This is a genomic window from Gemmobacter caeruleus (assembly GCF_008271655.1).
Taxonomy (GTDB): Bacteria; Pseudomonadota; Alphaproteobacteria; order Rhodobacterales; family Rhodobacteraceae; genus Gemmobacter; species Gemmobacter caeruleus.
The window spans coordinates 168,517-194,220 of record NZ_VKKX01000052.1 but is presented as its reverse complement, the minus strand read 5'-3'; the positions used below and the strand labels follow the sequence as shown (position 1 = coordinate 194,220).

The 25,704-nt window shown below is 68.8% G+C and carries 23 protein-coding genes and 1 riboswitch; of the genes, 11 read left to right on the top strand and 12 right to left on the bottom strand.

All coding sequences use genetic code 11. The features are described 5' to 3' along the window. The first annotated feature begins 16 nt into the window (after nt 1-16). Genes FOA17_RS17780 through FOA17_RS17770 form a run of 3 tightly spaced genes read left to right on the top strand, consistent with a single transcriptional unit; the run spans nt 17 to nt 3,937 of the window. The gene (locus tag FOA17_RS17780) at nt 17-1,540 is read left to right on the top strand and encodes an FGGY-family carbohydrate kinase (RefSeq protein WP_149142847.1); all 1,524 of its coding nucleotides are present in this window, start codon (nt 17-19) and stop codon (nt 1,538-1,540) included. Continuing rightward, nucleotides 1,537-2,307, top strand: coding sequence for a DeoR/GlpR family DNA-binding transcription regulator (locus FOA17_RS17775; protein ID WP_149142846.1), 771 nt, complete (start codon nt 1,537-1,539; stop codon nt 2,305-2,307). Before FOA17_RS17780 ends, FOA17_RS17775 begins: the two co-directional genes overlap by 4 nt. Continuing rightward, complete coding sequence (locus FOA17_RS17770; protein ID WP_149142845.1) at nt 2,297-3,937, top strand: glycerol-3-phosphate dehydrogenase/oxidase; 1,641 nt, start codon at nt 2,297-2,299, stop codon at nt 3,935-3,937. Before FOA17_RS17775 ends, FOA17_RS17770 begins: the two co-directional genes overlap by 11 nt. 3 nt (nt 3,938-3,940) lie before the next feature. Here FOA17_RS17770 and FOA17_RS17765 read toward each other — a convergent pair whose 3' ends face one another. Beyond that, nucleotides 3,941-4,414, bottom strand: a complete 474-nt coding sequence (locus FOA17_RS17765; RefSeq protein ID WP_149142844.1) for a 6,7-dimethyl-8-ribityllumazine synthase — start codon at nt 4,412-4,414, stop codon at nt 3,941-3,943. 73 nt (nt 4,415-4,487) lie between these two features. Further along, a riboswitch (FMN riboswitch) is annotated at nt 4,488-4,621 on the bottom strand. 108 nt (nt 4,622-4,729) lie between these two features. On the opposite strand from FOA17_RS17765, the gene FOA17_RS17760 reads away from it, so the two are divergent. From FOA17_RS17760 to FOA17_RS17745, 5 genes are read left to right on the top strand one after another with little or no spacing between them, the layout of a single operon-like run. Beyond that, nucleotides 4,730-5,350, top strand: coding sequence for a DUF4178 domain-containing protein (locus FOA17_RS17760; protein ID WP_162528310.1), 621 nt, complete (start codon nt 4,730-4,732; stop codon nt 5,348-5,350). Further along, nucleotides 5,347-6,642 (top strand): DUF4178 domain-containing protein, encoded by a 1,296-nt coding sequence (locus FOA17_RS17755; protein ID WP_149142842.1) that lies wholly within the window; start codon nt 5,347-5,349, stop codon nt 6,640-6,642. Before FOA17_RS17760 ends, FOA17_RS17755 begins: the two co-directional genes overlap by 4 nt. Further along, nucleotides 6,643-6,813, top strand: a complete 171-nt coding sequence (locus FOA17_RS19805) for a hypothetical protein (RefSeq protein WP_162528309.1) — start codon at nt 6,643-6,645, stop codon at nt 6,811-6,813. It begins immediately after the preceding gene. Between the two features lie 10 nt (nt 6,814-6,823). Further along, nucleotides 6,824-7,051: a DUF350 domain-containing protein gene (locus tag FOA17_RS17750; RefSeq protein ID WP_149142841.1), complete on the top strand. Its 228-nt coding sequence runs from the start codon at nt 6,824-6,826 to the stop codon at nt 7,049-7,051. Continuing rightward, nucleotides 7,048-8,589 (top strand): polyamine aminopropyltransferase, encoded by a 1,542-nt coding sequence (locus tag FOA17_RS17745; RefSeq protein WP_149142840.1) that lies wholly within the window; start codon nt 7,048-7,050, stop codon nt 8,587-8,589. The genes FOA17_RS17750 and FOA17_RS17745 overlap by 4 nt, the downstream gene beginning before the upstream one ends. Here FOA17_RS17745 and speD read toward each other — a convergent pair. The 5 genes from speD to FOA17_RS17720 all read right to left on the bottom strand — a co-directional run bounded on the left by speD (nt 8,586) and on the right by FOA17_RS17720 (nt 13,330). Then, complete coding sequence (gene speD, locus FOA17_RS17740; RefSeq protein WP_149142839.1) at nt 8,586-8,933, bottom strand: adenosylmethionine decarboxylase; 348 nt, start codon at nt 8,931-8,933, stop codon at nt 8,586-8,588. The two genes, FOA17_RS17745 and speD, sit on opposite strands and share 4 nt — an antisense overlap. 120 nt (nt 8,934-9,053) lie before the next feature. Beyond that, nucleotides 9,054-10,085 (bottom strand): GGDEF domain-containing protein, encoded by a 1,032-nt coding sequence (locus FOA17_RS17735; RefSeq protein WP_149142838.1) that lies wholly within the window; start codon nt 10,083-10,085, stop codon nt 9,054-9,056. Continuing rightward, complete coding sequence (locus FOA17_RS17730; RefSeq protein WP_149142837.1) at nt 10,085-10,687, bottom strand: heme NO-binding domain-containing protein; 603 nt, start codon at nt 10,685-10,687, stop codon at nt 10,085-10,087. Before FOA17_RS17730 ends, FOA17_RS17735 begins: the two co-directional genes overlap by 1 nt. A 64-nt stretch (nt 10,688-10,751) precedes the next feature. After that, complete coding sequence (locus FOA17_RS17725; protein ID WP_149142836.1) at nt 10,752-12,491, bottom strand: DUF4153 domain-containing protein; 1,740 nt, start codon at nt 12,489-12,491, stop codon at nt 10,752-10,754. An 86-nt stretch (nt 12,492-12,577) separates the two neighbouring features. Continuing rightward, nucleotides 12,578-13,330 carry an SIMPL domain-containing protein gene (locus FOA17_RS17720; protein WP_238991874.1) on the bottom strand — a complete coding sequence of 251 codons (753 nt, stop codon included), beginning with the start codon at nt 13,328-13,330 and terminating at the stop codon, nt 12,578-12,580. A 175-nt stretch (nt 13,331-13,505) separates the two neighbouring features. On the opposite strand from FOA17_RS17720, the gene FOA17_RS17715 reads away from it, so the two are divergent. Both FOA17_RS17715 and FOA17_RS17710 read left to right on the top strand, forming a co-directional pair. Further along, the gene (locus tag FOA17_RS17715) at nt 13,506-16,757 is read left to right on the top strand and encodes a hypothetical protein (protein ID WP_149142835.1); all 3,252 of its coding nucleotides are present in this window, start codon (nt 13,506-13,508) and stop codon (nt 16,755-16,757) included. Between the two features lie 131 nt (nt 16,758-16,888). After that, nucleotides 16,889-18,739: a monovalent cation:proton antiporter-2 (CPA2) family protein gene (locus FOA17_RS17710; protein WP_149142834.1), complete on the top strand. Its 1,851-nt coding sequence runs from the start codon at nt 16,889-16,891 to the stop codon at nt 18,737-18,739. A 27-nt stretch (nt 18,740-18,766) separates the two neighbouring features. Here the strand turns inward: FOA17_RS17710 and cobT are convergent, their stop codons facing one another. Beyond that, nucleotides 18,767-19,777, bottom strand: a complete 1,011-nt coding sequence (gene cobT, locus FOA17_RS17705) for a nicotinate-nucleotide--dimethylbenzimidazole phosphoribosyltransferase (protein ID WP_149142833.1) — start codon at nt 19,775-19,777, stop codon at nt 18,767-18,769. A gap of 79 nt (nt 19,778-19,856) precedes the next feature. Here cobT and cobS point away from each other — a divergent pair, with 79 nt between their 5' ends. Further along, complete coding sequence (cobS, locus tag FOA17_RS17700) at nt 19,857-20,600, top strand: adenosylcobinamide-GDP ribazoletransferase (protein ID WP_149142832.1); 744 nt, start codon at nt 19,857-19,859, stop codon at nt 20,598-20,600. Nucleotides 20,601-20,655: 55 nt separating this feature from the next. Here the strand turns inward: cobS and FOA17_RS17695 are convergent, their stop codons facing one another. The 5 genes from FOA17_RS17695 to FOA17_RS17675 form a co-directional block, all read right to left on the bottom strand. Continuing rightward, complete coding sequence (locus FOA17_RS17695; RefSeq protein ID WP_149142831.1) at nt 20,656-21,165, bottom strand: CarD family transcriptional regulator; 510 nt, start codon at nt 21,163-21,165, stop codon at nt 20,656-20,658. Nucleotides 21,166-21,453: 288 nt separating this feature from the next. Continuing rightward, nucleotides 21,454-21,792, bottom strand: coding sequence for a ferredoxin FdxA (fdxA, locus tag FOA17_RS17690; RefSeq protein ID WP_149142830.1), 339 nt, complete (start codon nt 21,790-21,792; stop codon nt 21,454-21,456). Nucleotides 21,793-21,868: 76 nt separating this feature from the next. Continuing rightward, nucleotides 21,869-22,234, bottom strand: a complete 366-nt coding sequence (locus tag FOA17_RS17685) for an RNA-binding S4 domain-containing protein (protein ID WP_238991873.1) — start codon at nt 22,232-22,234, stop codon at nt 21,869-21,871. Further along, the gene (locus tag FOA17_RS17680) at nt 22,235-25,156 is read right to left on the bottom strand and encodes a helicase-related protein (RefSeq protein ID WP_149142829.1); all 2,922 of its coding nucleotides are present in this window, start codon (nt 25,154-25,156) and stop codon (nt 22,235-22,237) included. A 7-nt stretch (nt 25,157-25,163) separates the two neighbouring features. Next, on the bottom strand, nt 25,164-25,688 hold the full coding sequence (locus FOA17_RS17675; protein ID WP_238991883.1) for a tetratricopeptide repeat protein: 525 nt from the start codon (nt 25,686-25,688) through the stop codon (nt 25,164-25,166). Nucleotides 25,689-25,704: the final 16 nt, after the last annotated feature.

The window sequence follows — 25,704 nt, the reverse complement described above, 5'->3', positions numbered from 1 at the left end:
CAGGGGGGATCCTGACATGCCGACCGCATCGCCTTGCCTTCTGGGCATCGACAATGGCCTGACCGTCACCAAGGCGGTGATCTTTGCCCCTGACGGCACCATCCGCGCCGTGGCGCGGCGGCGGGTGCCGCAATCGCTGCCCCGCCCCCGCCATGTGGAGCGGGACATGGCCGGGCTGTGGCAGGCCACCGCCGAAGCCATCGCCGAGGCGCTGACCCTTGCGGGCCACCCCGACATCGCGGCCATCGCCGCCACCGCGCATGGCGACGGGCTTTATCTGCTGGATCGCGACGGCGTGCCGCTGGGGCCGGGGATCCTGTCGCTCGACAGCCGCTCCGGCGCCATCGTCGCGGAATGGGAGCGCGCGGGCATTGCCGAGACAGCCCTGACGCGCAGCGGGCAGCGGCCGCATGCCTCGGCCCCGTCGGCACTGCTGGCCTGGATCGCGCGACATGACCCGGCGCGCTTTGCCCGGATCGGCCATATTCTTGCCTGCAAGGATTGGCTGCGCTATTGCCTGACCGACACGATCGGCACCGACCTGACCGAGGCCAGCACCGCCTTTGCCGATGTGAAGACACAAGGATATGCGCCCGAAATCCTTGATCTTTTCGGTCTGGGCGCGCTGGCGCCCTGCCTGCCGCAAGTCGCGCTGCCCGATGCGGTCGTGGGGCGGGTGACCGCGCGGGCCGCGGCGCAGACCGGCCTGCGCCCCGGCACGCCGGTCGTGGCGGGGCTGCATGACGTGACCGCCTCGGCGCTTGGGATCGGCGGGCATGGGCCGGGGCGGATCGCGGTCGTGGCCGGCACCTATTCGATCAACGAAACCGTGTCGCATCGCCCCAGCACCGACCCGCGCTGGTTCTGCCGCAACGGGCTGCGGCGGGGCGAATGGAACAACATGGCGATCTCGCCGGCTTCGGCCACCAATTACGACTGGTTTCTGGACAGGTTCTGCGCCGCCGAACGGGCCGAGGCCGGCGCCGCGATCCATGACCGCATGGCGGCCGAGGTGGCGGCGGCGCGCGCCCGCCCCTCGACCGCGCTGTTCCACCCCTATCTCTATGGTTCGCCCCACGGGCCGCAGGCCAGCGCGGGCTTTCTGGGCCTGCGCGGCTGGCAGGACCGGGGCGACCTGCTGCGCGCGGTGATCGAGGGCATCGCCTTCAATCACCGCATCCATGTCGATGCCCTGCGCGCGGGCTTTGGCGCAAGCCGGGTGCTGCTGACCGGCGGCATCTCGCGCAGTCCGGTCTTTGCCCGGATCTTTGCCGATGCGCTGGCGCTGCCCGTCACCGTCACTGCGACCGAAGAGGCCGCCGCCTGGGGCGCCGCACTTTGCGCCGGGGCGGGGGTCGGGCTGTTCGCCGCGCCCGAGGCCGATCCCCGCGATCTGGCCGCCCTGAGCCAGACCTATGACCCTGATCCGGCCCGGGCCGCCGCGATGGAAACCCGCTTTGGCCTGCATTGCGACCTGAGCGCGGCGCTTGCCCCGCTCTGGCCCCGGATCGAGGCTCTGGGCGCGGAGGACGGTGCATGAGCCAGCGTCGCGACGAGATCGCCGCCCATGTGGCCGCGCGGGGCGAGGTGCGGATCGACGATCTGGTCGCGGCCTTTGGCGTGTCGCGCATGACCATCCACCGCCATGTCGAGGAACTGGCCCGGCTGGGCGTGCTGCGCAAGCTGCATGGCGCGGTCAGCGCGCAGCCAAGCGGCGTCTATGAAAGCCTGCATGGCTATCGCGCCGGCCGCCATGCTGCGGCCAAGGCCGCACTGGCCCGCGCCGCCCTGGCCGAGATCACCGCCGGCGACGCGCTGATGCTGGACGATTCGACCACCCTTGCCGCGCTCGCGCCGCTCTTGCCCGGGCGGGGGCCGCTGACGGTGGTGACCAACAGCCTGGGGGTGATGCAGGCGCTGGCCGGGGCCGAGGATATCGCGCTGATCACGCCCGGCGGCGCATATCACCCGACCTATCACGCCTTTATCGGCCCCTTGTGCGAAACCGCGCTGGCGGGGCTGCGCGCCAATGTCGCGCTGGTATCGGCCTCGGCCATCGACGGCATGGCGGCGCTGATCCAGGATGGGCAGGTGACGCGGGCCAAACAGGCGATGCTGGCCGCCGCCGCCCGGCGGGTGCTCTTGGTGGACAGTTCCAAATTCGGCCGGGTCGCGCTGCACAAACTGGCCGAACTGACCGATTTTCACGCGGTTTTCACCGACAGCGCCCTGCCCGGCGCCACGGCCGAGACGCTGCGCGCGGCGGGGGTGCCGCTTCATCTGGTGGATATCGACGATGCAGAGTGACGAAATCGACGTGCTGATCCTGGGCGCGGGGATCAACGGCGCGGGGCTGTTCCGCGACCTGTGCGAACAGGGGCTGAATTGCGTGATCGCGGACAAGGGCGATTTCGGCTCCGGCACTTCGGCCGCGCCGTCGCGGCTGATCCATGGCGGCATCAAATATCTGGAAACCGGCGAATTTCGCCTGGTCGCCCAATCCACGCTGGAGCGGAACCTGCTACTCCGCAATGCCCCCCATGCGGTGACGGCGCTGCCGACGGTGATCCCGATCTTTTCCTGGTTCAAGGGCATTCCGGCGGCGCTGCGCACCCTGTTCGGATCGACCACCGCGCCGCGCAGCCGGGGGGCGGTGCTGATGAAGATCGGCCTCGCGCTCTATGATTTCTACGGCGCGCGGGCGCGGGTCATGCCGCGCCATGCGCTGTGGTCACGGGCGCACGCGCTGCGCGAGATCCCGCCGCTGACACCGCGGATCGTGGCGGCGGGGCAGTATTACGACGCCAAGGTCAGCCACCCCGAACGGCTGGTCTGGGAATTGCTGCAAGACGGGCTGCGCGCCAGCCCCGGCTCGGCCGCGCTGAACCATTGCACCTTCAGCGGCGATGGCGGAACGATCACGCTGACCGGTCCGCAAGGCGCGCGGCGCCTCCGCCCGCGGATCGTCATCAACGCCGCCGGCCCCTGGATCGACCGGGTGAATGCCGCCCTGGGCCTGGAAACCCGGCTGATCGGCGGCACCAAGGGATCGCATATCCTGCTGGATCACCCCGATCTGCTGGCCGCGCTGAAAGGGCGGATGATCTATTTCGAGGCCGATGACGGGCGGATCTGTCTGGTTTTCGACTATCTGGGCCGCGCGCTGGTCGGCTCGACCGATACCCGCGCCGACGACCCCGACAGCGTGCGCTGCGAGGAAAGCGAGGTCGCCTATTTCCTGCAAAGTCTGCGCAGCCTGTTGCCGGGCCTGACCTTTGATGAAAGCCAGATCGTCTATGCCTATTCCGGCATCCGCCCCTTGCCCGCCTCGGACGGGACGGTGGCGGGGCTGATCAGCCGCGACCATTCCGCCCCCGCCTTTGAACCCGATGCCGCGCGCGCCTACCCGGTCATCGCGCTGGTCGGCGGCAAATGGACCACCTTTCGCGGCTTTGCCGAGGAGGTCGCCGATACGGTGCTGGCACGGTTGGGCAGGGCGCGCCGGATCCTCACGCGCGAATTGCCGATCGGGGGCGGGCGCGATTATCCCGCCGATCCGGCACAATGGGCGCGGCAGGTGGCGACAGAAACCGGGGCCACACCCGGCCGTGCGGCGCTGATGCTCGGGCGTTATGGCAGCACAGCCCGCGCCATTCTGGCGGCCGAGGGCACAGCACCCCTGCCGCTGGCCGATGCGCCGGATTACAGCGCGCAGGAACTGAACTGGCTCTGCCGGCACGAAGCGGTGGTGCATCTGCCCGATCTGGTGATGCGGCGCAGTGCGCTGGCCGTCACCGGGCAATTGTCGGCGGCAGGTCTGGCGCAGGCGGCGGATGTGGCGGCGGCGGCCCTGAACTGGGATGCCGCGCGCCGCGACAGCGAATGGCGCGCGACGCAGGCCCTGCTGGAGGGCCGGCACCGCGCGCGTCTCGCCTAGAGATCAGGCGGCGCTGCTGCGCGCCTGCGTCACCAGCACCGCATCCAGTGCCAGCACCTGCCGCACCGCCTCGGCCGCCTCGGCGCCCTTCTTGACGAAATGCGCGGTGTAGAAATCGACGATCGGCTGCGCCGGCTGGAAATTATGCGGCGTGAGCGAAACCGAGAAACAGGGCACGCCGGTTTCCAGCCCGGCCTGCATCAGCCCGTTCACCACGGCGGCGGCGACGAAATCGTGGCGGTAGATACCGCCATCGACCACCAGCGCTGCGGCGACAATGGCGTCATAGCGCCCGGTCTGGGCCAGTTTCTTGGCCAGGAGCGGCATCTCGAACGCGCCGGGCACATCGAATGCCTCGACCGTCGCGCCGGGCAGGATGCGCCCGGCCTCGGCCAGGAAACCCTCATGCGCGCGGTCCACGATCTCGGCGTGCCAGCGGGCCTTGATGAAGGCGATCTTGGGGGATTGGGTCGTCATGTCGGAACCTTCCGTTACGTTGCGTCAGGTCCCAAGGCAAGCCCATGGCCCGGCCCGCGATCTGCGGCCCGTCCACGGTTCTCTTTCATCCGGACTATACCGTCGGCCCCGGAGTTTCACCGGATCTGCTGACCCTTTCCCTTGCGGCAAAGGCGCTCGCGGGCTGTGACCGCCGGTGGGGAATTGCACCCCGCCCTGAGAACGGCCCTGACTAGCATCCTGCCCCCTTGCAAGCAAGGCTTTCCCTGCGGCGCGACAGGGGTTAGGCTTGGGAAAATAATGTTCCGGGGGCGCCCCCGAAAAGGACTTTGCCTGATGACGGCCCGATCCTGCCCCAGTTGCGGTGACGTGCTGGCCCCGCGTTTCGCGGCGGCGAAGATGATCACCTGCGCCTCCTGCGGCACGACGCTGTTTCTGGAGGACGACGCCGTGCGCCTGGCCGGGCAACAAGGCGTGCTGCACGAATTGCCGGCACCGATCCAGCTGGGCCAGGAATTTCTGGTGACAGGCCGCCGCCTGCTGCCGGTGGGTCTCTTGCGCTATGATTACGGGCGCGGCACCTGGGATGAATACTGGTGCCTCGACAGTCATCGTGACGGGTTCTGGATCTCGGTCGATGAGGGCGATCTGGTGGTGCAATCCGCCCTGCCCGCCAGCCGCGCGCCCAAACTGACCGCGCCGCCCGGCTTGGGCCAGACCATTCGCTTCGACGGCCGCGACTGGGATGTGCAGGAACAGGACAGCGCCCGCCTGATCGGCTGGCGCGGCGAATTGCCCGAACAGGTGGAGATGGGCGAGGCGCATCGCTTCGTGAACTGCGCCCATGGCGACTACCTTCTGTCGGGCGAATTCTGGAAGGGGGGCAGCGCCTGGTTCCTCGGCCAGTGGATCGACCCCTATGACCTGCGGCCCGGCAAGACCGAGGCCCGCGCATGAGCCGGTCGGGCGACCTGCGCGAGATCCGTTGCCCCAGTTGCGGCGCGGGTGTCGATGTGCTGGGCGGCGGGCGCGTTGTGGTGCAGATCTGCCCCTATTGCGCGACGGAACTGGACGCGACCGCCAATTTCGCGGCGCTGCGCCGGTTCGACGGGCTGCGCCGCCCCGATACGCCGTTTCGGCTGGGGATGGAGGGGACGATCCAGGGCATCCGCCAGCAGGTCATCGGCACGCTGGGCCAGTTGGAGCGGCATGGCGGGCGGAGCTGGACCTGGGTGGACCACCTGCTTTATTCCGAAACCCATGGCTATTCCTGGCTGACGGTCGAGGGTGGCAATGTGCTGTGGTCGCGCCGCGTGCGCTGGACGCTGCCAATGCAGATGTTCACCACGACCCATGTCGAGGGCGCGGAAAACCGCCCCGGCTTCAACGCCGAGGGGCGGCATTGGGCCTATTTCGAAACCTCGACCTATGCCACGACCTATATCGAGGGCGCCTTCACCTGGCACCCCAAGCTGAACGACGCGGTGACCGAGATCAGCTATCTGTCCGAAAACGAGATGCTGACGGTCGAGGCGACCGGCCGCGAACGCGAACAGGTGCTGAGCGTGATGCTGCCCCGGGCCGAGGTGATCGCGGCCTTTGGCCTGTCGGAAGACGCGCTGCCGCCCTTCCCCCAGCGGCATGCGCTGGCGCCATTGCCAGGAAAGGGCAATGACGCTTTCATGGCGAAAACCGGCCTCGGCTTCCTGCTGGCGACGCTGGTCCTGTCGCTGGTGCTGACCGCGATGGCCAGCACGGCCCTGCCCTATCGCAGCGCCGCGATGGCCGACCTGCCGAAGGTTTTTGACATCCCGGTCAGCACGCCGGGGCGACTGATGCGCATCAGCCTCAGCGCCGATGTGGACAATGCCTGGGCGGGGATCGGCGTCGAACTGGATGACCCCGAGGGCGAGCCGGTCTTCGAGATGGAGCGCGAGGTCGGCTATTACCACGGCTCCGAAGGCGGCGAGAGCTGGTCCGAGGGCAGCCGCAACGCGACCCTGACCCTGCGCCCCGACATGGCTGGCACCTATCGGCTGACCCTGACCAGCGAGGGCGGCGAGGTGGAGCCGGGCTATTACGGCAGCGTCGCCTCCACCATCGGGGTGTCGGTCAGCCAGGGCCAGCCGAACTGGCTCTGGCTGCTGGGGGCCGCGCTGATCTTTGGCGGGGCGGCAGCCTTCGGCCCCGCGCGCCGCTACCTCGCCCGCAAGATGCGGCTGCGGCTGGGCGACTGGTCGGAGGATTGAATGAATCTGTTTCGCGTCATCATCCTGGCCGGCAGCACCGTCACCCTTCTGGCGGCGGGCTATCTGGCCTATGCCGGGGTCTGGGGTGAAGATACCGACGTGCGCGCCGGCATCGCCTCGATCCGCGCCGGCAGCGCGGGAAATTCCATCGGAAACGCAAGCGTCAAGTAAGGAGCGCCGCATGAACGCCATGGCATCCGTCCATTTCGCCGAAATCCTCGGCACCGTGATCTATACGCTGATCGGGCTGGGCCTGTTCGGGCTGTGCTGGTTCCTGATCACCCGGGTCGCACCCTTTTCGGTGGTCAAGGAAATCGAACATGACCAGAACACCGCGCTGGCCATCCTGATCGGGTCGATCTTCATTGCTCTCGCCCTCATCATCTCGGCGGTGATCCTGTCATCATGATCCCGGCCGCGCCCGCCCGGATGCGGGAAATCTGGCTTCTGGCGGCGACCTTTCTGGTCGCGGTCGCGGGGCTGATCTACGAACTGATCGCGGCCACCCTGTCGAGCTACCTGCTGGGCGACAGCGTGCGGCAATTCTCGCTGGTGATCGGCGTGTTTCTGGCCGCCATGGGTCTGGGGGCCTGGTTGTCGCGCTTTGTCGGGCGGGCGCTGAGCGGGTTTGTCTGGGCGCAGATCGCGCTTGGCCTGCTGGGCGGGTTCATGGCGCCGCTGCTCTATTTTTCGTATGCAATGATCGGCGTGGTCGAGACCCCGCTTTTCGGCCTGTTGATCCTGATCGGCGCGCTGTCGGGCATGGAAATCCCGCTGATCGCCCGCATCCTGAAAGAGATCGGCGCCGCCGAGTTCCGCTTTGAAAACGTGCTGAGCGTGGATTACATCGGCGCACTGGTCGCCTCCATCCTGTTTCCCTTGCTGATCCTGCCGCATCTGGGGCTGATGTCGGCAAGCCTTGCCTTCGGTGCGATGAACCTGGCCGTGGCGGGCCTGTCGCTCTGGATCTTTCGCAGGGAAGCGCCGCGCGCGGCCTGGCCGGTCTGGGCGCTGGCGCTGGCCTGCACGCTGGGGGCGCTGTGGCAGGCCGAACGCATGGTCGGCGCCGCCGAGGCCCGACTTTACGAAGACGACATCATCCTGACCGCGCAAAGCCCCTGGCAGCGCATTACCGTCACGCGGTTCCGCGACCGGGTGCGGCTGTTTCTCGACGGGTCGATCCAGTTCGACAGCCAGGACGAATACCGCTACCACGAGGCGCTGGTCCATCCCGCCATGGGGCTGGTCGCGGCGCCGCGCCGGGTGCTGATCCTGGGCGGCGGCGACGGGCTGGCCACGCGTGAGGTGCTGCGCCACCCGGAGGTGGAAAGCGTGACACTGGTCGATCTCGACCCGATGGTGACCGACCTGTTTCGCAATCAGCCAGAACTTTCCGCGCTCAGCAGTGGCGCGCTGCGCGATCCTCGGGTGACGATCCTGAACATGGATGCGTGGAAATTCGTCGAAACGGACCGCGGCACATGGGATGTGATCATCGCCGATCTGCCGGACCCGAAATCCATTGCGCTGTCCAAGCTTTATACGCGCGAATTCTATGCCATGACCCTGGGTCATCTTGCGCCGCGCGGGGCGATGGTCGTGCAATCGGGCTCGCCGCTCTTTGCGCGGGACGCTTACTGGTCGGTGATCCGCACGCTGCGGCTGACGCGCAATCCGCAGGTGCCGGGCGGCGCGTTGGCGGTGCTGCCCTATCACGTTTTCCTGCCCAGTTTCGGCGATTGGGGATTTGCGCTGGTCACACAAGCCCCGCTCGACGGGGCGCAGCCCGTGTTGCCCGGGGGCTTGCGCTACCTCACCCCCGCCACCTGGGCCGCCGCGCAGGCCTTTGGCCCGGATGAAAACGAAACCGCTGCCGCGCCGAACAGCCTGCGCAGCCATGCGCTTGTCAGCTATTACAATGACGGCTGGGATCGCTGGTTCCGCTAGGCCTGTCCGCGCGTCACGAGGGTCGCGGTCACAGTTGTCGGCCGAAAGGCCGCCTCCAACGCCGCCCGCGCCGCTGCGATATCGGCCCCGCCACAGAGAAAGACATCCAGCGCCACGAAGCCACGTTCGGGCCAAGTATGCACAGAGATATGCGATTCCGCGAGCAACAGAACCCCGGTCATCCCGCCACCGGGAAAGGGGTGGAGCATGAGCTGAAGTGCCGTCGCCCCTGCCGCCGTCGCCGCGGCGCGCAAGGCGGCATCGACCGCCGCGCCCTCCAGGCTGCGCGCGCCCTCGAAATCCAGCAGGAGATGATGGCCCGGAAGCCGTCCAGATGCGGTCATGCCTGCGACCTGCGCCCGAATCGGTCCGCAGGTAAAGCGAAAACAGCTTTGTCATCGCGGCGAGCATCAAGCCGGCAACGCCGTATATCATGCTGCCCGCCACGCGGTCGAAGCCGATGATCATGCCACGCCGTCGGGATCGTCCGCCCCTGGCTCGAACTGCATGACGCGCCCGCGCCCGGCGCGCTTGGCCCGATAGAGCGCCTGATCGGCATGGTTGAGCAAGGTCGCGGCCGCCGGGCGCGGATGGGTGATCGACAGGGTGAACCCTGCCGAGGCCGCGATGCGGCAAAAGGTACCCTCAAACGGAATCGGTTCGGTCAGACGCGCGATGATGCGCTGCGCGATCTGGCGCATCCGGGCGGGATCGCCCACGCCGGGCAGCAGCAACACGAATTCATCGCCGCCCACCCGCGCCACGGTATCCCCGGCGCGGGTCTCCTCGGTCAGCACCCGGGCGACGACGCGCAGCACCTCATCCCCGGCGGCATGGCCCAGCGTGTCGTTCACGGCCTTGAAATAATCGAGATCGAGATGCATCAGCCCCAGACTGCCCGGCCCCGCCATCACCTGCCCCAACATCAGATCCAGCGCACGGCGGTTGCGCAGGCCGGTCAGCGTGTCGGTCATCGCCTGTTCCTCGGCCGCGGATTTCGCGCCTTGCAGCCGCAGGTTCAGACCGCGCAATTCCTCCATCACCGCGGATTTGGCCTCGACCACATAAAGCAGCTCGATCGCCAGATCGGTGGCGGCGAAATCGGCATCTGTCAGACCGTGATCGCGCACGGCCTCCACCAGGCCGATGCCGAAGGACAGGTTCAGCACCAGCCCCTGCCCGCCCGCCAGCGGCATGGAGACCCCGCGCAGCACCCGGCCCGGCTGGCCGCGCGGCACGAGGTAGAGCCGCGCACCCGCCCGCGCCAGCAACCCGGGCAGATCAGTCACCCCCGAGGGGCGGCGCAGTTCGAACAGGTCGAAAAACTGCTGCCCGGTGACCGCCCCATCGTCAAAAAGCTTGGCCAATGTGGGTCCGCATCCGAGGACGGTTCCCTGCATGTCCAGCACCAGATGCATGGGCATCAGCGTATCAAGCGCGGCCTGCGGCAGGCCGAAGGCCCCGATCATGCCCGCAGGCGGGGTCATATGCAGCATCACGATGCCCCGCTTTCCAATGCGAGATCGAAACGGCGGCCCGGGGTAAAGGCGGTTTCGGCCAGCGTGATGCCGATCACCTCGCCCCCGGTGCTGCCGGGTGCCACGCCGCGATGTTCCACCAGCGACAGCGCGCCGTAATCATCGGCCATGGCCCGCAGGATACCCGCCACGACATGCCCCGCCCCACGCAGGCCCGAGCGGCAGACCAGCGTGAATTCGGTTGCGGAATGGTCGGTCAGTTCCAGTTGCGGCAGATCGACATCGGGCAGTGCCAGCCGGGCGCGACCGGGCAGATCCTCCAGCGAATGCAGGAAATCGGCATAGCCCACACCGCCGAACCGCAAGAGCCGGCGCAGCCTTTGCACATTGGGATGCGAGACGAGGTAGATCCCCAGATCCTCCAGCACCGTATCGCGGGGCCGCCCCAGCCGGGCCGAGGCCACATCCAGCACCGCATCGGTCAGCGCGTCATCATAGCTCAGCATGGGTTCGAAACTGTCGAATCCCAACCGGGCCTGCCGGGCGACATCGGCCCAGCATCCCGCGCCATAGGTATCGCGCAGAAAGCACTGGATCGAACGGTTGATGAGTCCGTGCATCGGAAACCCCCTGATTCCCGATGAGCCTAGGCCCCAAGGTTTAACAATCGCTTATCGCGCGCGCTCAGCGCATCAGGATCAGCCCGCCGCCCTGCGCCGGGATCATCTGCCCCGGCAGCGGCACCAACTGCGGCGCCGGGGCCGCGAGCAGTTCCTGCAACAGGATCTCGGCCGCCGCGCCGCGCGGCATCGCCTCGCCCGACGGGCGCAATTCGCGCCATTCCCACAAGGCATCACGCAGCACAAAGCCGGCACCGGCAAGCCATTGATCCTCCGACAGGGTCAGCACCGCGACCTCTGACCCCTGCAGATCGGCCCAGAAATCCGCGACCAGCATCACGCAGGCGGGCTGGCCGCCGGGCAGGCTGCGCCGGCAGGCCGACAGCCAGTCCTGCAATTCGTAATCCTGCCGGCTGGCCAGGATGGTGTCGCGCAGCGCGGTTTCGGTCGCGGGGCGCAGCGGCATCAGCGCCGCCAGTTCCGCACGCAGGCTTTCGGCATCGCGGCCGGCGACCTCGGCCTGCTGGCTGCGATCGGCGAGACGGGCGCGCAACGCCTCCTGGCCCGGGGCCTCGGCCAGCGTGGCCAGCCGCGCCAGCGCAGCGGCACCCGGCCTGCCCCAATCCTCCAGCCCCGCCAGATCGAGCCGCGCCGCCGTCACCCGGCCCGCCTCATAGCGCGCGAGTTGGCTGCGCGCGGCGATCCCTTCGGGGCTGAGAAGCGGCGTGAAGATCAGCACCGCCAGCGCCAGCAACGCCAGCGCCATATGGATATTGGCGCGCCGCAGCCGCGCCTCCCAGCCGCGCCCGCGCAGCACCGCCGCCAGATACAGCACGCCATAGCCCAGCCCGAGTGCCGCCACGCAGCCGGCAAAGACGCGGTCGGGCGTCCAGCCATATTGTTGCACGCGCAGCCAGACCGCCCAGGCCCCCAGCCCCGCCGGCGCCAGGATCAGCGCCGCCATGAGCCGCGCCGCCGCCCGCACCGGAACGGAGCGCGTCGCCTCCTCCTCCGACTGGTCCAGCGCGGCGGTGACCAGCGTGGCGCCAAGCGCCGCGATGCTCAAAAGCGTGGCCGCCGCCGAAAGCTGGCCAAACAGCCGGTCCAGACCGCGCAGCGGCAGCACCAGCAGAAAGACCGCCACCACCAGCACCACCGGCACCAGCAACAGCCGCAGCAGCCGCAGCACCAGATAGGGCGAGACGACATCCGCCATCTCGTCCACCACCGCGATGCCAAGGCCCAGCATCGCCCCGCTGAGGACAAAGCCGAACAGCGGCTGTTCCATCAGATGCGCGATCACCGGCACGCCCACCATGCGCAACAGCAGGTCCGACACGAACAGCACCGCCCAGACCAGCCCGACAAAGAGCCAGGCCGCGGCATAGCGGATCACGATGGTCCAGGCTTCGTTGAACAGGGTCGGGTAATCGCGCCAGCCCCTTGTCGCGGCGGCGACCAGAAAGGGCATGGGCACGAAGACCAGCACGAAAGCCGCCAGAAACGGCACCGGCGTATTGAAGAAATCCGACAGCGCCCCGTAGCGGAAGCTGCCCCAGAACAGCAGCGCAGCGACCGCCACCGCCTGCCCCGCCGCCAGCGCCGCCGCCCGACCCAGTCGCAGCGGCCCCGCCATGCCCAGAAGGGCGGTGAAGAACACGACCGCCAGCACCATGAGCGCCATGGCCGCGCGTTCGCCCAGCATCTCGCGCTCCAGCACCTGCCCCAGCAGAAAGAAGGACAGGCCCGCCGCCGCGCCGGTCGCGGTCATGGCAAGGCGTTTTCCTGTCTGGCTGTCGATCATGGTTCCGCCTTCCGCGCCGCCGTTCCGATTGCGGCGCGGAGGCTAATCCGCTTTGCCCGAAAGGGAAAGCGCGTTCGGCCCCGGTCTCAGCCGGCCAGATCCCAGACGATCGTCACCATGGCCGAGGTGGTCAGCTCCCCGGCCGCCACCGGCACCGCGCCCATGGCCTGATCGGCGGACATGCGCATCATCGGCATCGGCGGCTGCGCGCCGCCGCCCTCGTGAATGGCGCGGATCGAGCCGAGCTTCACCCCTGCCGCCTCGGCCAGCAAGCCGGCCTTGGCCAGCGCATCGGCCACCGCGCGACGGCGCGCCTCGGCCAGGGCCGGCGCGGGGTCGAGCAGCGCGAATTCCACCCCGTTCAGCGTGTTGGCCCCATCCTTCACCGCCGCATCCAGCGTGGCGCCCAGCGTGTCCAGCGCGCGCACCCGCACGGTGACCATGTTCGAGGCGATATAGCCCGCGATGCGCGAGCTGCTCTTGAAGCTGTCGCTCTGCCAGTCGGGGCTGATCGAAAGACCGGTGGTCTGGATGTCGCGATCCGCGACCCCCGCGGCCTTGAGATTGGCCAGAACCTGCGCGATCGCCGCGGAATTGGCGGCCAGCGCCACCGCCGCGCTGTCGCCGGGCGTGGTGACGCCCAGCGTGATCACCGCCATGTCGGGCGCGTTTTCCACCCGGCCCTCGCCCTGCACCGTGATCTGGCCCTGTTCCATGCGGATCTGCCCCTCTGTTGCGGTCTGGGCGCCGGCCGGGGTCGCCACCATGGGCAGCGCCATCAGACCCGCCAGGGCCAGCACCGCCACCGCGCGCGCCTCTTGTTTCATCCGGTTGCGCATTTACAGTCCTCCTTGACCTTTTGCGACAATCACACCGTCTGACGCAGCAGATAAGTGTTTCCTTGGCGCGTTCACGGGTGTTTTTCTTTCTTTCGGCGGAAAGCTGCTATAGGTGTCGCCGCACAGGCCGCATGCGACTCCCTCCCCTGTCCCGAGCTGTGCTAGACCCTAAGAAATGAAACCGAACTTCGCCCTTTCCTTCACGTCCGACAGTATCGGCCTGCTGCATCGCACCGCGCGCGGCTGGCTGGAAATCGGCAGCACCGGCATCGAGGCCCCCGATCTGGCCGAGGCGCTGTCCTATCTGCGGCGCTCTGCCTTGGGGCTGGCGCCGCATGGCGTGGCAACCAAGTTGATCCTGCCCGAGGATCAGGTGCTTTACCTGACGCTGGAGGCGCCGGGCCCGACCGATGCCGCGCGCGAGGCGCAGATCCGCCGCGGGCTGGAGGGGCGGACGCCCTATGATGTGGCCGATCTGGTCTTTGACTGGGCCGGCGACGGGCATGAGGTTCAGGTCGCCGTCGTCGCCCGCGACACGCTGCACGAGGCCGAGGCCTTTGCCGCCGATCACCGTTTCAACCCGGTTTCCTTTGTCGCGCGCCCCGATCCGGCGCTGTTCACGGGCGAGCCGTGGTTTGGTCCGTCGCAGATGGCGGCCAGCCTGCTGGGCGCCGGCGAGGTGGTCGAACGCGACGCCGAGCCGGTCAGCGCGATCACCCGGGGCGAGGCCGCGCGCGTCCATCGGGCCGAGCCGGCCGCCGCCGCGCCCGAGGTGCAGCCGGAGCCGGAGGTTCAACCCGAGCCGGAGCCGGAACCGCAGCCCGAACCCGAAATCATCCCGCAGCCCGAAATCCAGCCCGAGCCGGAATTCCTGCCCGACCCCGCGCCGGAGGAGTGGCCCGAGGAACTGCCCGAGGAGCTTCCCGGCGAAGCCCCCGCCGAAATTCCGGTCGAAATTCCCGCCGAGGCCCCCTGGCAGGCGCCCGAGGAAGTGCCGGACGAGGAAATGCCGGTCGAAATCTGGCCCGATCTTCCCGAGGATCCGCCGGCCGAGCTTGCCACGGCAGCCGATCTGCCCGAAACGGTGATCGCCGAGTCCGCCGCGCCGGAACCTGCCCCCATGGCGCCGGTCGAGGAACCGCCGTTTCAGGCGGTGTTCGATCTGACGCCGCCGCTGGCCGACGCTGCGCCGGCCCCGCCCGTCGTCATTCCGCCCGTGACCCCGAGGTCATCGCCTGCCGCGCAGCCCGAACCAGAACCCGAGATCGAGCGCCCGCCGGTCTTTGCGTCAGCGCAGCGGGGCACGGCGGAGTTTGCGCCCGATCTCGATGATCTGGCCGGGGCCGAGCTGGAGGCAGAGCTGCTGCCGCTCGACCCGATCGAGGATGATTTCGAGGAACCGCCCGCCTTCAGCACGCGCCGCGACCGCGCGACCGAAGCCGCGTCAGCGCCCGCGGAGCCGCGCGACGCACCCCGCCTGTCGGTGACCTCGGTCACCTCGCATCGCCGTGCCCCGGCGGCGCCGCTTACCCCGCCGGCCACCGCCGCCTCGGCCCCTGAGGCACGCGCCTATGATCCGGCCGACGCGACCGAGCCCGATCTGGCGCCCGCCATGGCGCCCGCGCTTCAGGCCGCGCTGGCCAAGGCCCGCACCGAAGGCGCCGCCCCCGGCGCATTGGGTGCCGCACCGCCGCGCCCGGGCAAGACCCCGGCCAAGGCCGCGCCCAAGGCCGGCGCCGGCATGGTGACCGCCCCCGGCATCGCCGGGCTGGCCGGGCGCAGCAAGCCCGCGAAATCCAGCCGCGCCGAGGCCGCCGACACGCTGGTCGCCCCGCCACCGCAAGACACGCCCGCGCCGGGCCAGGCGCGGTCGGCACCGCTGCGGGGCCGGCCGGCGACTATGCGCGGCAAGCCGCGTTTCCTCGGGCTGATCCTGACCGGGATCCTGCTGCTCGCGCTGGCGGCGATCGGGGCCTGGTCCACTATTTCGCTGTCGCGCAACGACGCGACCGGCGAAGACCCGGTAACGCTGGCGCAAGATGGCACGGCCCCTGAGGCCACCGCCCCCGATCCCGATCTGGCCGACGCCAATCTGGCCGACGCCCCGGCGGGCGCCGCCCCCTCGGCCGAGGATGAGGCCGCCGCCGATGGCGAGGTGCTGCCCGCCGATGCGCCCGCCGAGACCACTGCGGAAGCGGCACCCGAGGCTGCCCCCGAAGCGGCGCCGCAGGATACCGGCCTGACCGCGGCCGTGGACACCCCCGCCCCGGTCGGCGGCGATCAGGACGAAATCATCCTGTCCACCATGGATGCGCCGCCGGCGGCCAGCGATGCGTTGGCGCTGGCGCCGCTGCCCTCGACCGGCGGCGATGCCGGCCCGGTCGCGCCGCTGCCGCCACCGCCCTTTGGCACGCAATATGAATTCGACGGAAACGGCCTGATCCGCCCGACCGAGGCCGGGATCGTCACCCCCGACGGCTATCGCCTGGTCGCGGGCCGCCCGGCCCGGGTGCCGCCGCCGCGCCCCGACAGTATCGCGGCCCTGGCGCCGCCCGCCACGGCCCCCGCCGCCGATCCGGCGACAGATCCCGCGACAGATCCGGTCACAGCCCCGGCGCAGCCCTATGCCGACCCCGCGCTTCAGGGCTTTCGCCCCCGCCCGCGCCCCGCCGACCTGAAAGGCCCGGAGACCCCGGCCGCCGATGATGCCGCGCTGGCCATACCGCCCGAAAGCCGCATGGCCAGCCTGCGCCCGCGCCTGCGCCCCGCCAGCATTGCCCGGCAGGTCGAACAGCGCCGCCTGGACGACGAGGCCCGCCAGGCTGCCGCCGCCGCCTCGCTTTCCGCCTCGGCCACCGCTTCGGCGGCCGAGACGCAAGCCGAGGACAGCACCGCCGAGGCGATTGCCGCCGCAGCCGCAGCCGCCGCGCCGCAGCGGCTTGGCCCGGTCAGCCCGCTGGCGGTGCCGATCTCGCGCCGCCCGCCGGTCAAGCCGCGCAATTTCGACGCCCGGGTGCAGGCCGCCGTCGCCGCCGCCGCCAGCCCGCGCACCCAACCCCGCGCCGCCGAACCCGAGCCGGAAAAGCCCGTCGAACGCAGCGCCGCGCGCAGCCAGCCGCGCACCGCCGAACCCGGCGAGGACGAGGATATCGCGCCGGCCGCCGCCGCACCCAAGGTGCCGACCAAGGCCTCGGTCTCCAAGAACGCGACCTTTGTGAATGCGATCAACCTGTCCAAGACCAACCTGATCGGGGTCTATGGCACCCCCTCGCGGCGCTATGCGCTGATCCGCACCGGATCGGGGCAATACAAGAAGGTCAAGGTCGGCGACCGGATCGACGGCGGCACCGTGGCCGCGATCACCGACAGCGAGGTCCGCTACAAGAAGGGCGGCCGGATTCTGGCGCTGAGCATGCCGCGCAGCTGATGCCCGCCTTGCGGGCAGAAGGGCGCCTTTCCTGCCCCGGATCGCGCAACTGTAACAGTCTGCGGCAAAGCGTGACGGCGCGACCGCCTTTGCCCGGTTGCGCGCAGGCACCGCTTGCCCATAGTAACCCCATGGAAAACGCGCTGCTTCTTGCGAGCTATTATCTCGGCGCCGCCGTGCTGATCGTGCCGGTCACGGTAAGGCTGGGGCTGGGCTCGGTTCTGGGCTATCTCGCCTCTGGTCTGCTGCTGGGCCCCGCGCTCGGGCTGGTGGGGCAGGATCACGATCTTCAGCATTTCGCGGAATTCGGCGTGGTGGTCATGCTGTTCCTGATCGGGCTGGAGCTGCACCCCCGCAGCCTGTGGGAGATGCGGCACAAGCTGCTGGGGCTGGGCGGACTTCAGGTCGCCCTGACCGCCGCGCTGATCGCGATGCTGCTGGTGGGAATGAACGAACGCTGGCAGGTCGCGCTGACGCTGGGCCTGACGCTGGCGCTGTCATCGACCGCGATCGTGTTGCAGACGCTGACCGAAAAGGGCCTGCTGCGCAGCCCGGGCGGGCGCAGCACCTTTGCGGTGCTGCTGGCGCAGGATATCGCGGTGGTGCCGATGCTGGCGCTGATCCCGCTGATGGCCAGCCGCGCCGCCCCGAAGCCCGAGGCCGAGGGCGCGGCAGAGCCGATCCTGTCGCTGGTGCAATCGTTGCCCGGCTGGGCGGTGACGGGGCTGACGCTGGGCATCGTGGCGGCGATCATCCTGGTCGGACATTTCCTGACGCGGCCGATCTTTCGGTTCGTCCATGCCGCGCGGCTGCCGGAAATGGGCAGCTTCATTTCGCTGCTGATCGTGATCGGCATCGCCTTTCTGATGATGGTCGTGGGGCTTTCGCCCGCGCTTGGCACCTTTATCGCCGGGGTCGTGCTGGCCAATTCCGAATTCCGCCATCAGATCGACGCCGATCTCAAGCCCTTCAAGGGCATCCTGATGGGGCTGTTCTTCATCACGGTCGGCGTCAGCATCGACACCGGCCTGCTGGCCGATCAGCCGCTGCGCATCCTGGCGCTGACGCTTTTGCTGATCGCGGCCAAGGCGGGGGTGCTGTTCGTGCTGGGCAGCGTGTTCCGCCTGCGCGGGCATGAGCGGATGCTGTTCACCCTGGCACTGGCGCAGGGGGGCGAGTTCGGCTTTCTGATCGTCAGCTTCTCGGTCGCGCAGGGCATCCTGCCCGATGCGCTGGCGCAGCGGGCGCTGCTGGTGATCAGCCTCTCCATGCTGCTGACGCCGCTGCTGTTCCTGCTGCAAGGCCATCTGGCGCGACGGGCGGCGGCTACCGCCAAGGAAGGGCCGGCCGATGCCGTGGATGAAAAGGGGCCGGTGATCATTGCCGGGATCGGGCGTTTCGGTCAGGTGGTGAACCGCATGGCGCGGTCAGCCGGGCTGACGACGGTGGTGCTGGATGCCGATGCCGCCGCGATCGACCGGATGCGGCGCTTTGGCGTCAAGGGCTATTTCGGCGACCCCTCGCGCCCCGATCTGCTGATGTCGGCGGGGCTGGACGCGGCACAGGTGCTGGTCGTGGCGGTGGATGACCCGGTCAACGCCACGCGGATCGTGGAATTCGCCCGCCGCCAGCGGCCCGACCTGCATATCGTCGCCCGGGCCTATGACCGGATCCATGTCTTTGACCTCTATCGCGCGGGCGCCGATGACATCGTGCGCGAAAGCTTCGATTCCTCGATCCGTGCCGGGCGCTATGTGCTGGAAAACATGGGGCTCACGGAATATGAGGCCGCCAAGCTGAGCCAGACCTATTTCCGGGTGGATCGTGCCGCGATGCGCGACCTTGCGGCGCTTTGGCAGCCCGGCAAGCCCGTGCATGAGAACGAGGCCTATATCGCCCGCGCCCGCCAGCTCGACGAGGATTTGCGCACCGCGCTGCTGGACGATCAGGATGACCTGCCGGAGCGCAAGGCGGCCGAATAGCCGCCCTGCCCGGCGCCCCGCGCCCGGTCAGCCGTCCGAGACGCCGGCCTCGGCAAAGGTGGCCATGCCCGAATGACAGGCGACCGCACCCTTCAGGACGCCGATCGCCAGTGCCGCGCCCGACCCCTCGCCCAGCCGCAGCCCCAGTTCCAGAATCGGCGCCAGACCCAGTTTCGACAAAAGCGCGCGATGCGCGGCCTCGGCACTGGCATGGCCCGCCACGCAATGATCCAGCGCGCCGGCGGCGGCCTGCGCCAGAACCGCGGCGGCGGCGGTGCAGATGAACCCGTCCAGAATGACCGGAATGCGTTCGGCATGGGCACGCGCGATGGCGCCGGCCATGGCGGCGATCTCGCGCCCGCCCAGACAGCGCAACACCTCCAGCGGGTCGCGCGACGGGTTGGCCGCCAGCCCCTCGGTCACAACCTGCGTCTTGAGCGCAAGGCCCCGGTCATCGACGCCGGTGCCCCGGCCCGTCCATTCCCCCGGCAGGCCGCCGAACAGCGCGCAGGCGATGGCGGCGGCGGCGGTGGTATTGCCGATGCCCATCTCGCCCACCACCAGCAGATCCGCCGCCGGATTGACCGCCAGCCAGCCGGTCGCCAGCGCCGCCACCACCTCGGCCTCGGTCATCGCCGGGCCTTGGGTGAAATCGGCGGTCGGGCGATCCAGATCCAGCTCATGCACCGCCATTTCCGCCCCGAAGGCGCGGCTCAGCTGGTTGATCGCCGCGCCGCCGGCCCGGAAATTCGCCACCATCTGCACCGTCACCTCGGCCGGAAAGGCCGAGACGCCACGCCCGGTAACGCCGTGATTGCCGGCAAAGACAATGACCTGCGGGTGTTCCAGCGCAGGCCGACCGGTGCCGCGCCAGCCGGCATACCAGATCGCCAGATCCTCCAGCCGGCCAAGCGCGCCCGGCGGCTTGGTCAACTGGCCATTGCGCGCCTCTGCCGCCGCCCGGGCCGTCGCATCGGCCTGCGGCAGGGTGTTGAGCAGCGCGCGGAACGCCGAAATCGAGGCGAAGGGGGCGGACATGGGGAACTCCGGTTGAACCTTGATCGCCAACTGGCTACCGAGGATTCCGGCGCTTGACCATCCCGGAAAGGGCATCCCGATGCGACAGAACGACCTTGTGCGCGATCTGCGCGCGGCGCTCAGCCTGCTGACGCGGCTGCCGCTGCCGCCGCCGCTGGAATTTCCCGTCCCCCCTGCCTGCTGGGCCTGGCCGCTGGCCGGGCTGGCGGTCGGCGGGCTGGCCGCCACGCTGGCGCAGGGGGCGGTCTGGGTCGGGCTTCCGGCCGGGGTGGCGGCGGTCGCGGCGCTGATGGTGCTGACGCTGGCCACCGGGGCGCTGCACGAAGATGGCCTTGCCGATTGCGCCGACGGGTTCTGGGGCGGCTGGACGCGCGAGCGGCGGCTGGAGATCATGAAGGACAGCCATATCGGCAGCTATGGCGTGATGGCGCTCTTGCTGGTGACGCTGGGCCGCTGGGCGGCGATGGCGGCGCTGCTGGCGGCGGGGCACTGGCCCGCGCTGATCGCCGGCGCCACGCTGAGCCGGGCGCCGATGGCCGCGCTCATGGCGTTGATGCCCAATGCGCGCGGCAGCGGGCTGAGCGCCAGCGTGGGCCAGCCGGCGCGCAGTCAGGCACTGATGGCGACGCTGGTCGCGACGCTGATCGCGCTGGCGCTGACGGGCTTTGCCACGGCGGCGATGCTGCTGGCGGCGGGGCTGGCCAGCCTCGCGCTGGCACGGCTGGCGCAGGCGCGGATCGGCGGGCAGACCGGCGATGTGCTGGGCGCCAGCCAGCAATTGTCGGAACTCGCCGCGCTGAGCGCGGCGCTGCTGGCGCTGTGATTTCATGAAAAAGGCCGCCCCGGGGGCGGCCTTTCGCATCACATGACCGGCGCGATCAGGCCGCGCGCGAGGTCAGCGCGGTATCCACCGTCTTTTGCGCCTGCGCCTCGTCGGCGCCCGAAACGGCAGCGACTTCGCGGGTCAGACGCTCCAGCGCGGCTTCGTAAAGCTGACGCTCGGAATAGCTCTGCTCGCGCTGATCGTCCGAGCGGTGCAGGTCGCGCACCACTTCGGCGATCGAGAGCAGGTCGCCGGAATTGATCTTTTGCTCGTATTCCTGCGCGCGGCGCGACCACATCGCACGCTTGACCCGCGCCTTGCCCTTGAGCGTGTCGAGCGCCTTGCTCACCACATCGGGGGTCGAAAGCTGACGCATGCCGATTTCGGTGGCCTTGTGGGTGGGCACCCGCAGGGTCATCTTGTCCTTTTCGAAATGGATCACGAACAGTTCCAGGCTGAACCCGGCGATTTCCTGCTCCTCGATGGAGAGGATCTTGCCGACACCATGGGCCGGGTAGACAACGAACTCGTCAGGACGGAAATCGGGCTTCTTGGTCTTGGTCATTCCAGCGGCTTCCTCTTGGTGGCTTGCCCTGGCCCATTGCGACAGAAATCCGCCACCGGATGCGCAAGCTTCCGGCAACGAATGATGTATCTGTCACAAGAAAATCCGTCCCAGGCGAGCAGTCCTGAGGCGGGGGTCAGGCGTCCATGCTTTGTTTGTGACGCATATATAACACAGAATCAGCGCGATTCCAACTGCGGCAACGCAGCGAAACGGCGCGGAGCCATGCGGAAACCGAATGTTTCCGCGTCAGATGCTGCATGGCTTGCCTGAAAATCAGGCGCCGGATCAGCTCCCCTCGCCGGGATTGGGCGAGAAATACTTGGTCAGCTTGTCCTTTTCGCCGTCGCGTTCCTTCGCCTCGGGCAGCGGGTCGCGCTTTTGCGTGATGACAGGCCATTGTTCCGCATATTTGCGGTTGAATTCCACCCATTTGTCCATGTCCGGCTCGGTATCCGGGCGGATGGCATCGGCGGGGCATTCCGGTTCGCAGACGCCGCAGTCAATGCATTCGTCGGGATGGATCACCAGCGTGTTCTCACCCTCGTAGAAGCAGTCCACCGGGCATACCTCGACGCAGTCGGTGTATTTGCAGGCGATGCAGTTGTCGGTCACCACATAGGTCATGGCTGGTCCCCGCTTGGGTCGTCTGGGCGTTGCGCGAGCGCGCGGTCTGGGCGTCTAGCTAGTCGAAGCGGCGCGGTCATTCAAGCGCAGAAGTGTCGCTGCCATCTGCCGCATCGGGGCCGAGATCGGGGCGCGGGTCGAGATCGGCATAGAGGCGCTGCGCCTCGGTGGCGGGGCCGCGCCGCGTGCCGGGGGCCAGCACGCGGATCAGGCGGATGCGGTCGCCCTGCGGAAAGGTCAGCGTATCCCCTGCCCCGACCTGATGGCCGGGCTTGAGACAGCGCTGCCCGTTCAGCCGCAGATGGCCGTCGGCGATCATGTCGCAGGCCATGGGGCGCGACCGGAAGAACCGCGCCTGCCACAGCCATTTGTCCAGCCGGATGGTCACGCGCGGCGCGGACGCCGCGGGCTTGACCCGGTCCTCAGCCCGATATTTCGCCAATCAGACCTTGCCTTTCAAAGCCAGCAACGCCGCGAAGGGGTTGTCGGGGTCGATCGGCTTGTCGGCCCGGGGCGGGCGCGCCTCGAAGTTGCGCGGCTTGTGGCCGCCCTCGGGCTTGCCGCCCTTGCGGTCGTCGCGGCGCGGGCCCTTGCCATGGCCGCCCTCAGGCTTGCCACCCTTGCGGTGATCGTCGCGCTTGCCGCCCTCGCCGGCCTCGCGGCGCGGGCGATCCTCGCGCGGCTTGGCGCCTTCGCCCTCGGGGCGCGGGGCGCGGGCCGGGCGGTCGCCGCGCGGCTGGCCTTCGGCCCCGTCGCGACGCGGGCCACGGCCCTGCCCCTGGCCTTCGCGGCGCGGGCCGCGCTGGTCGTTGCGCGGACGCGGCGCCCAGGTGAAGGTGAAATAGGCCTCCATCTCGGGCGCGGGCGTCTCGGCGGCGGCCTCGCCTTCAACCGGCGCGGGTTCCTCGGCCGGGGGCGGCGCCAGAACCGACACTTCTTCGGGGATCGGCGCGGTGCTGGTCTCGGGCGCAGCGGGCGGTTGCGGCGCGCGCTGTTTCACCCGCTCCGCCTTTTCGCCCTTGTAGCCCAGACCGCCCATCAGATCGGCGAACTGGTCCAGCGTCATGCCGGTGATCGACAGCATGTCGGCCGTCGCCTCGAATCCGGCGCGGCTGTCCTTGGCGCGCAGCAGATCGGCCAGACGTTCCAGCATGTCGATGCGGATCGCACGGGCACCTGCCGGGCGATAGCCGGCCAGGGTGTAATGCTCTTTCGGCACATCGGGGATGTTGGGGATCGTCACAAGACCGGGCGGCGGGCTTTCGGGAAATTCCTGCAAACCCTTGGCCAGCGACCACAGCACCAGCCGCAGCCGGGTCGGCGCGGGCTTGAGCAGCAGCGGCAGGAAGATCGTATACTGGCCGAAACGCACGCCATGCTTGCGCAGGCTGGCGCGCGCCTCCTGATCCAGGGCCTTCACGTCATCGGCCACGCTTTCGCGGGTAACGACGCCCAGCCCCTCGACCAGACGGAAGGCGAAGCCACGGGCCAGACCTTGCAGATTCTCGTCCCGGCCAAGCGCCAGCAGCGGCTCGAACAGGGCCGCGACCTTGCGGTCGATGAAATGCTGCAAGCGGCGCTTCACCTTTTCGATGACATCCGGCCCGGCTTCCTCATCCACGAAAGCCTCGACCTGGGGCTTGAGCGCATCGGCCCCCGCCACCAGCTTGCCGACCGCAGAGCCGCCCCACATCAGGCCACCCTGTTCGGTGAAATCCATCTCGGTATCGGGGGCGTTATAGAACTTGTCCGCCCGCAGGTGGAATTCGGGCCGCAGCGCCTGCACGGCGGCCTGACGCATCACCCGCGCCTCCTCGCCCGAGGCGGAGGCATCCTGACGGAAGCGGAACCCTTCCAGACGGCCGACGAATTCGCCCTCGACCATCACTTCACCCTTGTCATTCACCTCAGCCACAAGGCTCTCCTTCTGTTTCAACCGGCGCATCAGGACCGATGTGCGCCGATCGACAAATCGTTGGGTCAGCCGCGCATGCAGCGCGTCCGACAGGCGGTCTTCTACAGCGCGCGTCTCGTCGCGCCAATGGGATTCATCCTCGACCCAGCCCTTGCGTTGCGCAACATAGGTCCAGGTGCGGATATAGGCCAGCCGTTTCGAGATGGCGTCAATATCCCCGTCGCTCCGGTCGATGCGGGAAACGGCTTTTGCCAGCCAATCGGACGGAATCCGCCCGTCTTGCAGGAATCCGAACAGGCGTTGCAACAATTGCACATGATCCGCCCCGGTGGTGGAGCGGAAATCCGGGATGCGGCAGACATCCCAGATCAGCCGCACCGCCTGCGGGCTGGTCAGGCGGGCGCGCACGCCCTCCATCTGCGCCAGCGCCTTGAGCGATTGCAGGTCATCCGCCTCGCGGGTGCGGACCAGCCATTCATTCGCGGTCGGCGCCTCCAGCGCGGCAATCAGCCGATCCACGCTGCCAAATTCCAGCACCGGATTGCGCCACATCAGCTTGCGCACCGGGGCAAAGCGGTTTTCCTCGATCGCCTCGACCAGATCCTCGTCCAGCGGCCCGGCCTCGCCGGTCACGCCAAAAGTGCCGGGTTCGGTATGGCGGCCGGCCCGCCCGGCGATCTGGCCCAGTTCATGCGGGAACAGCGGCCGCATCCGCCGCCCGTCAAACTTGTGGATCTGCGAAAAGGCCACATGCTTGATATCCAGGTTCAGCCCCATGCCGATGGCATCGGTCGCCACCAGATAATCCACCTCGCCATTCTGATAGAGCGCGACCTGCGCATTGCGGGTGCGCGGGCTCAGCGCCCCCATCACCACGGCGCAGCCGCCCTTTTGCCGGCGGATCAGTTCGGCGATGGCATAGACATCATCGACCGAAAACCCCACGATGGCCGAGCGCGCCGGCATCCGGCTGATCTTTTTCTGGCCGGTATAGCTCAGGGTCGAGAACCGTTCCCGCCGCACGAACTGCGCCTGCGGGATCAGCGCGGCAATGGCGGGGCGCATGGAATCGGATCCGAGGAACATCGTCTCCACCAGCCCGCGCGCATGCAGCAACCGGTCGGTGAAGACATGGCCGCGCTCGGGGTCGCCGCATAGCTGGATCTCGTCCACCGCCAGAAAATCGGCGCCGATATCGGTGGGCATCGCCTCGACCGTGCAGACCCAATACTGGGTGCGGTCGGGCACGATGCGTTCCTCGCCCGTGACCAGCGCCACCACCGACGGCCCGCGCGCCTTGACGATCCGGTCATAGACCTCGCGCGCGAGCAGACGCAGCGGCAGGCCGATCACCCCGGTCCGATGGCCCAGCATCCGTTCGATCGCGTAATGCGTCTTGCCGGTGTTCGTCGGCCCGAGGACCGCCGTCACGCGCGATTGAAAAGCCATGGCCGCCTCAGATCCCCTGCCCGGCGACCTTGGCCTCCAGACGCTTCACCGCCTCCTCTACCCCCTCCAGATGGGGATGTATAGCAAGCGCGGCGCGATAGACCTCCAGCGCCTGATCGGGGCGTTCCATCGCCTCGAGAATCGCGCCAAAGCCGGCCAGCGCGCCGAAATGCCGGGGGTTGAGCGCCAGCGTGCGCCGGATATCGGCAACCGACTGGCCGAAACGCCCCATCTGGAAATAGGCGACCGCCCGCTGGTTCCAGCCTTCGGCGAAATCGGGGGCGTGGTCGGTCAGCGCGGTCAGATGATCCAGCGCCACCTCGTAATCGCCCTGTTGCAGCGCCTTTTCGGCCCGTTCCAGCAGCAGATCCATCGCCGCCGACCCCGAGCGTGACCAAAGCCGCCAGATATCGGCCTCGATCGCGCGCGCGGCGCCGGTATCGGCGGTCTTCAGGGCGGTGAACAGCTCCTCCAGCCTGGCCGCGTCTTCCTTCGGCCCGGCCTGCCCGTCCCCTGCCGCCACGGCAAGCATCACAAGCACGGCAAAT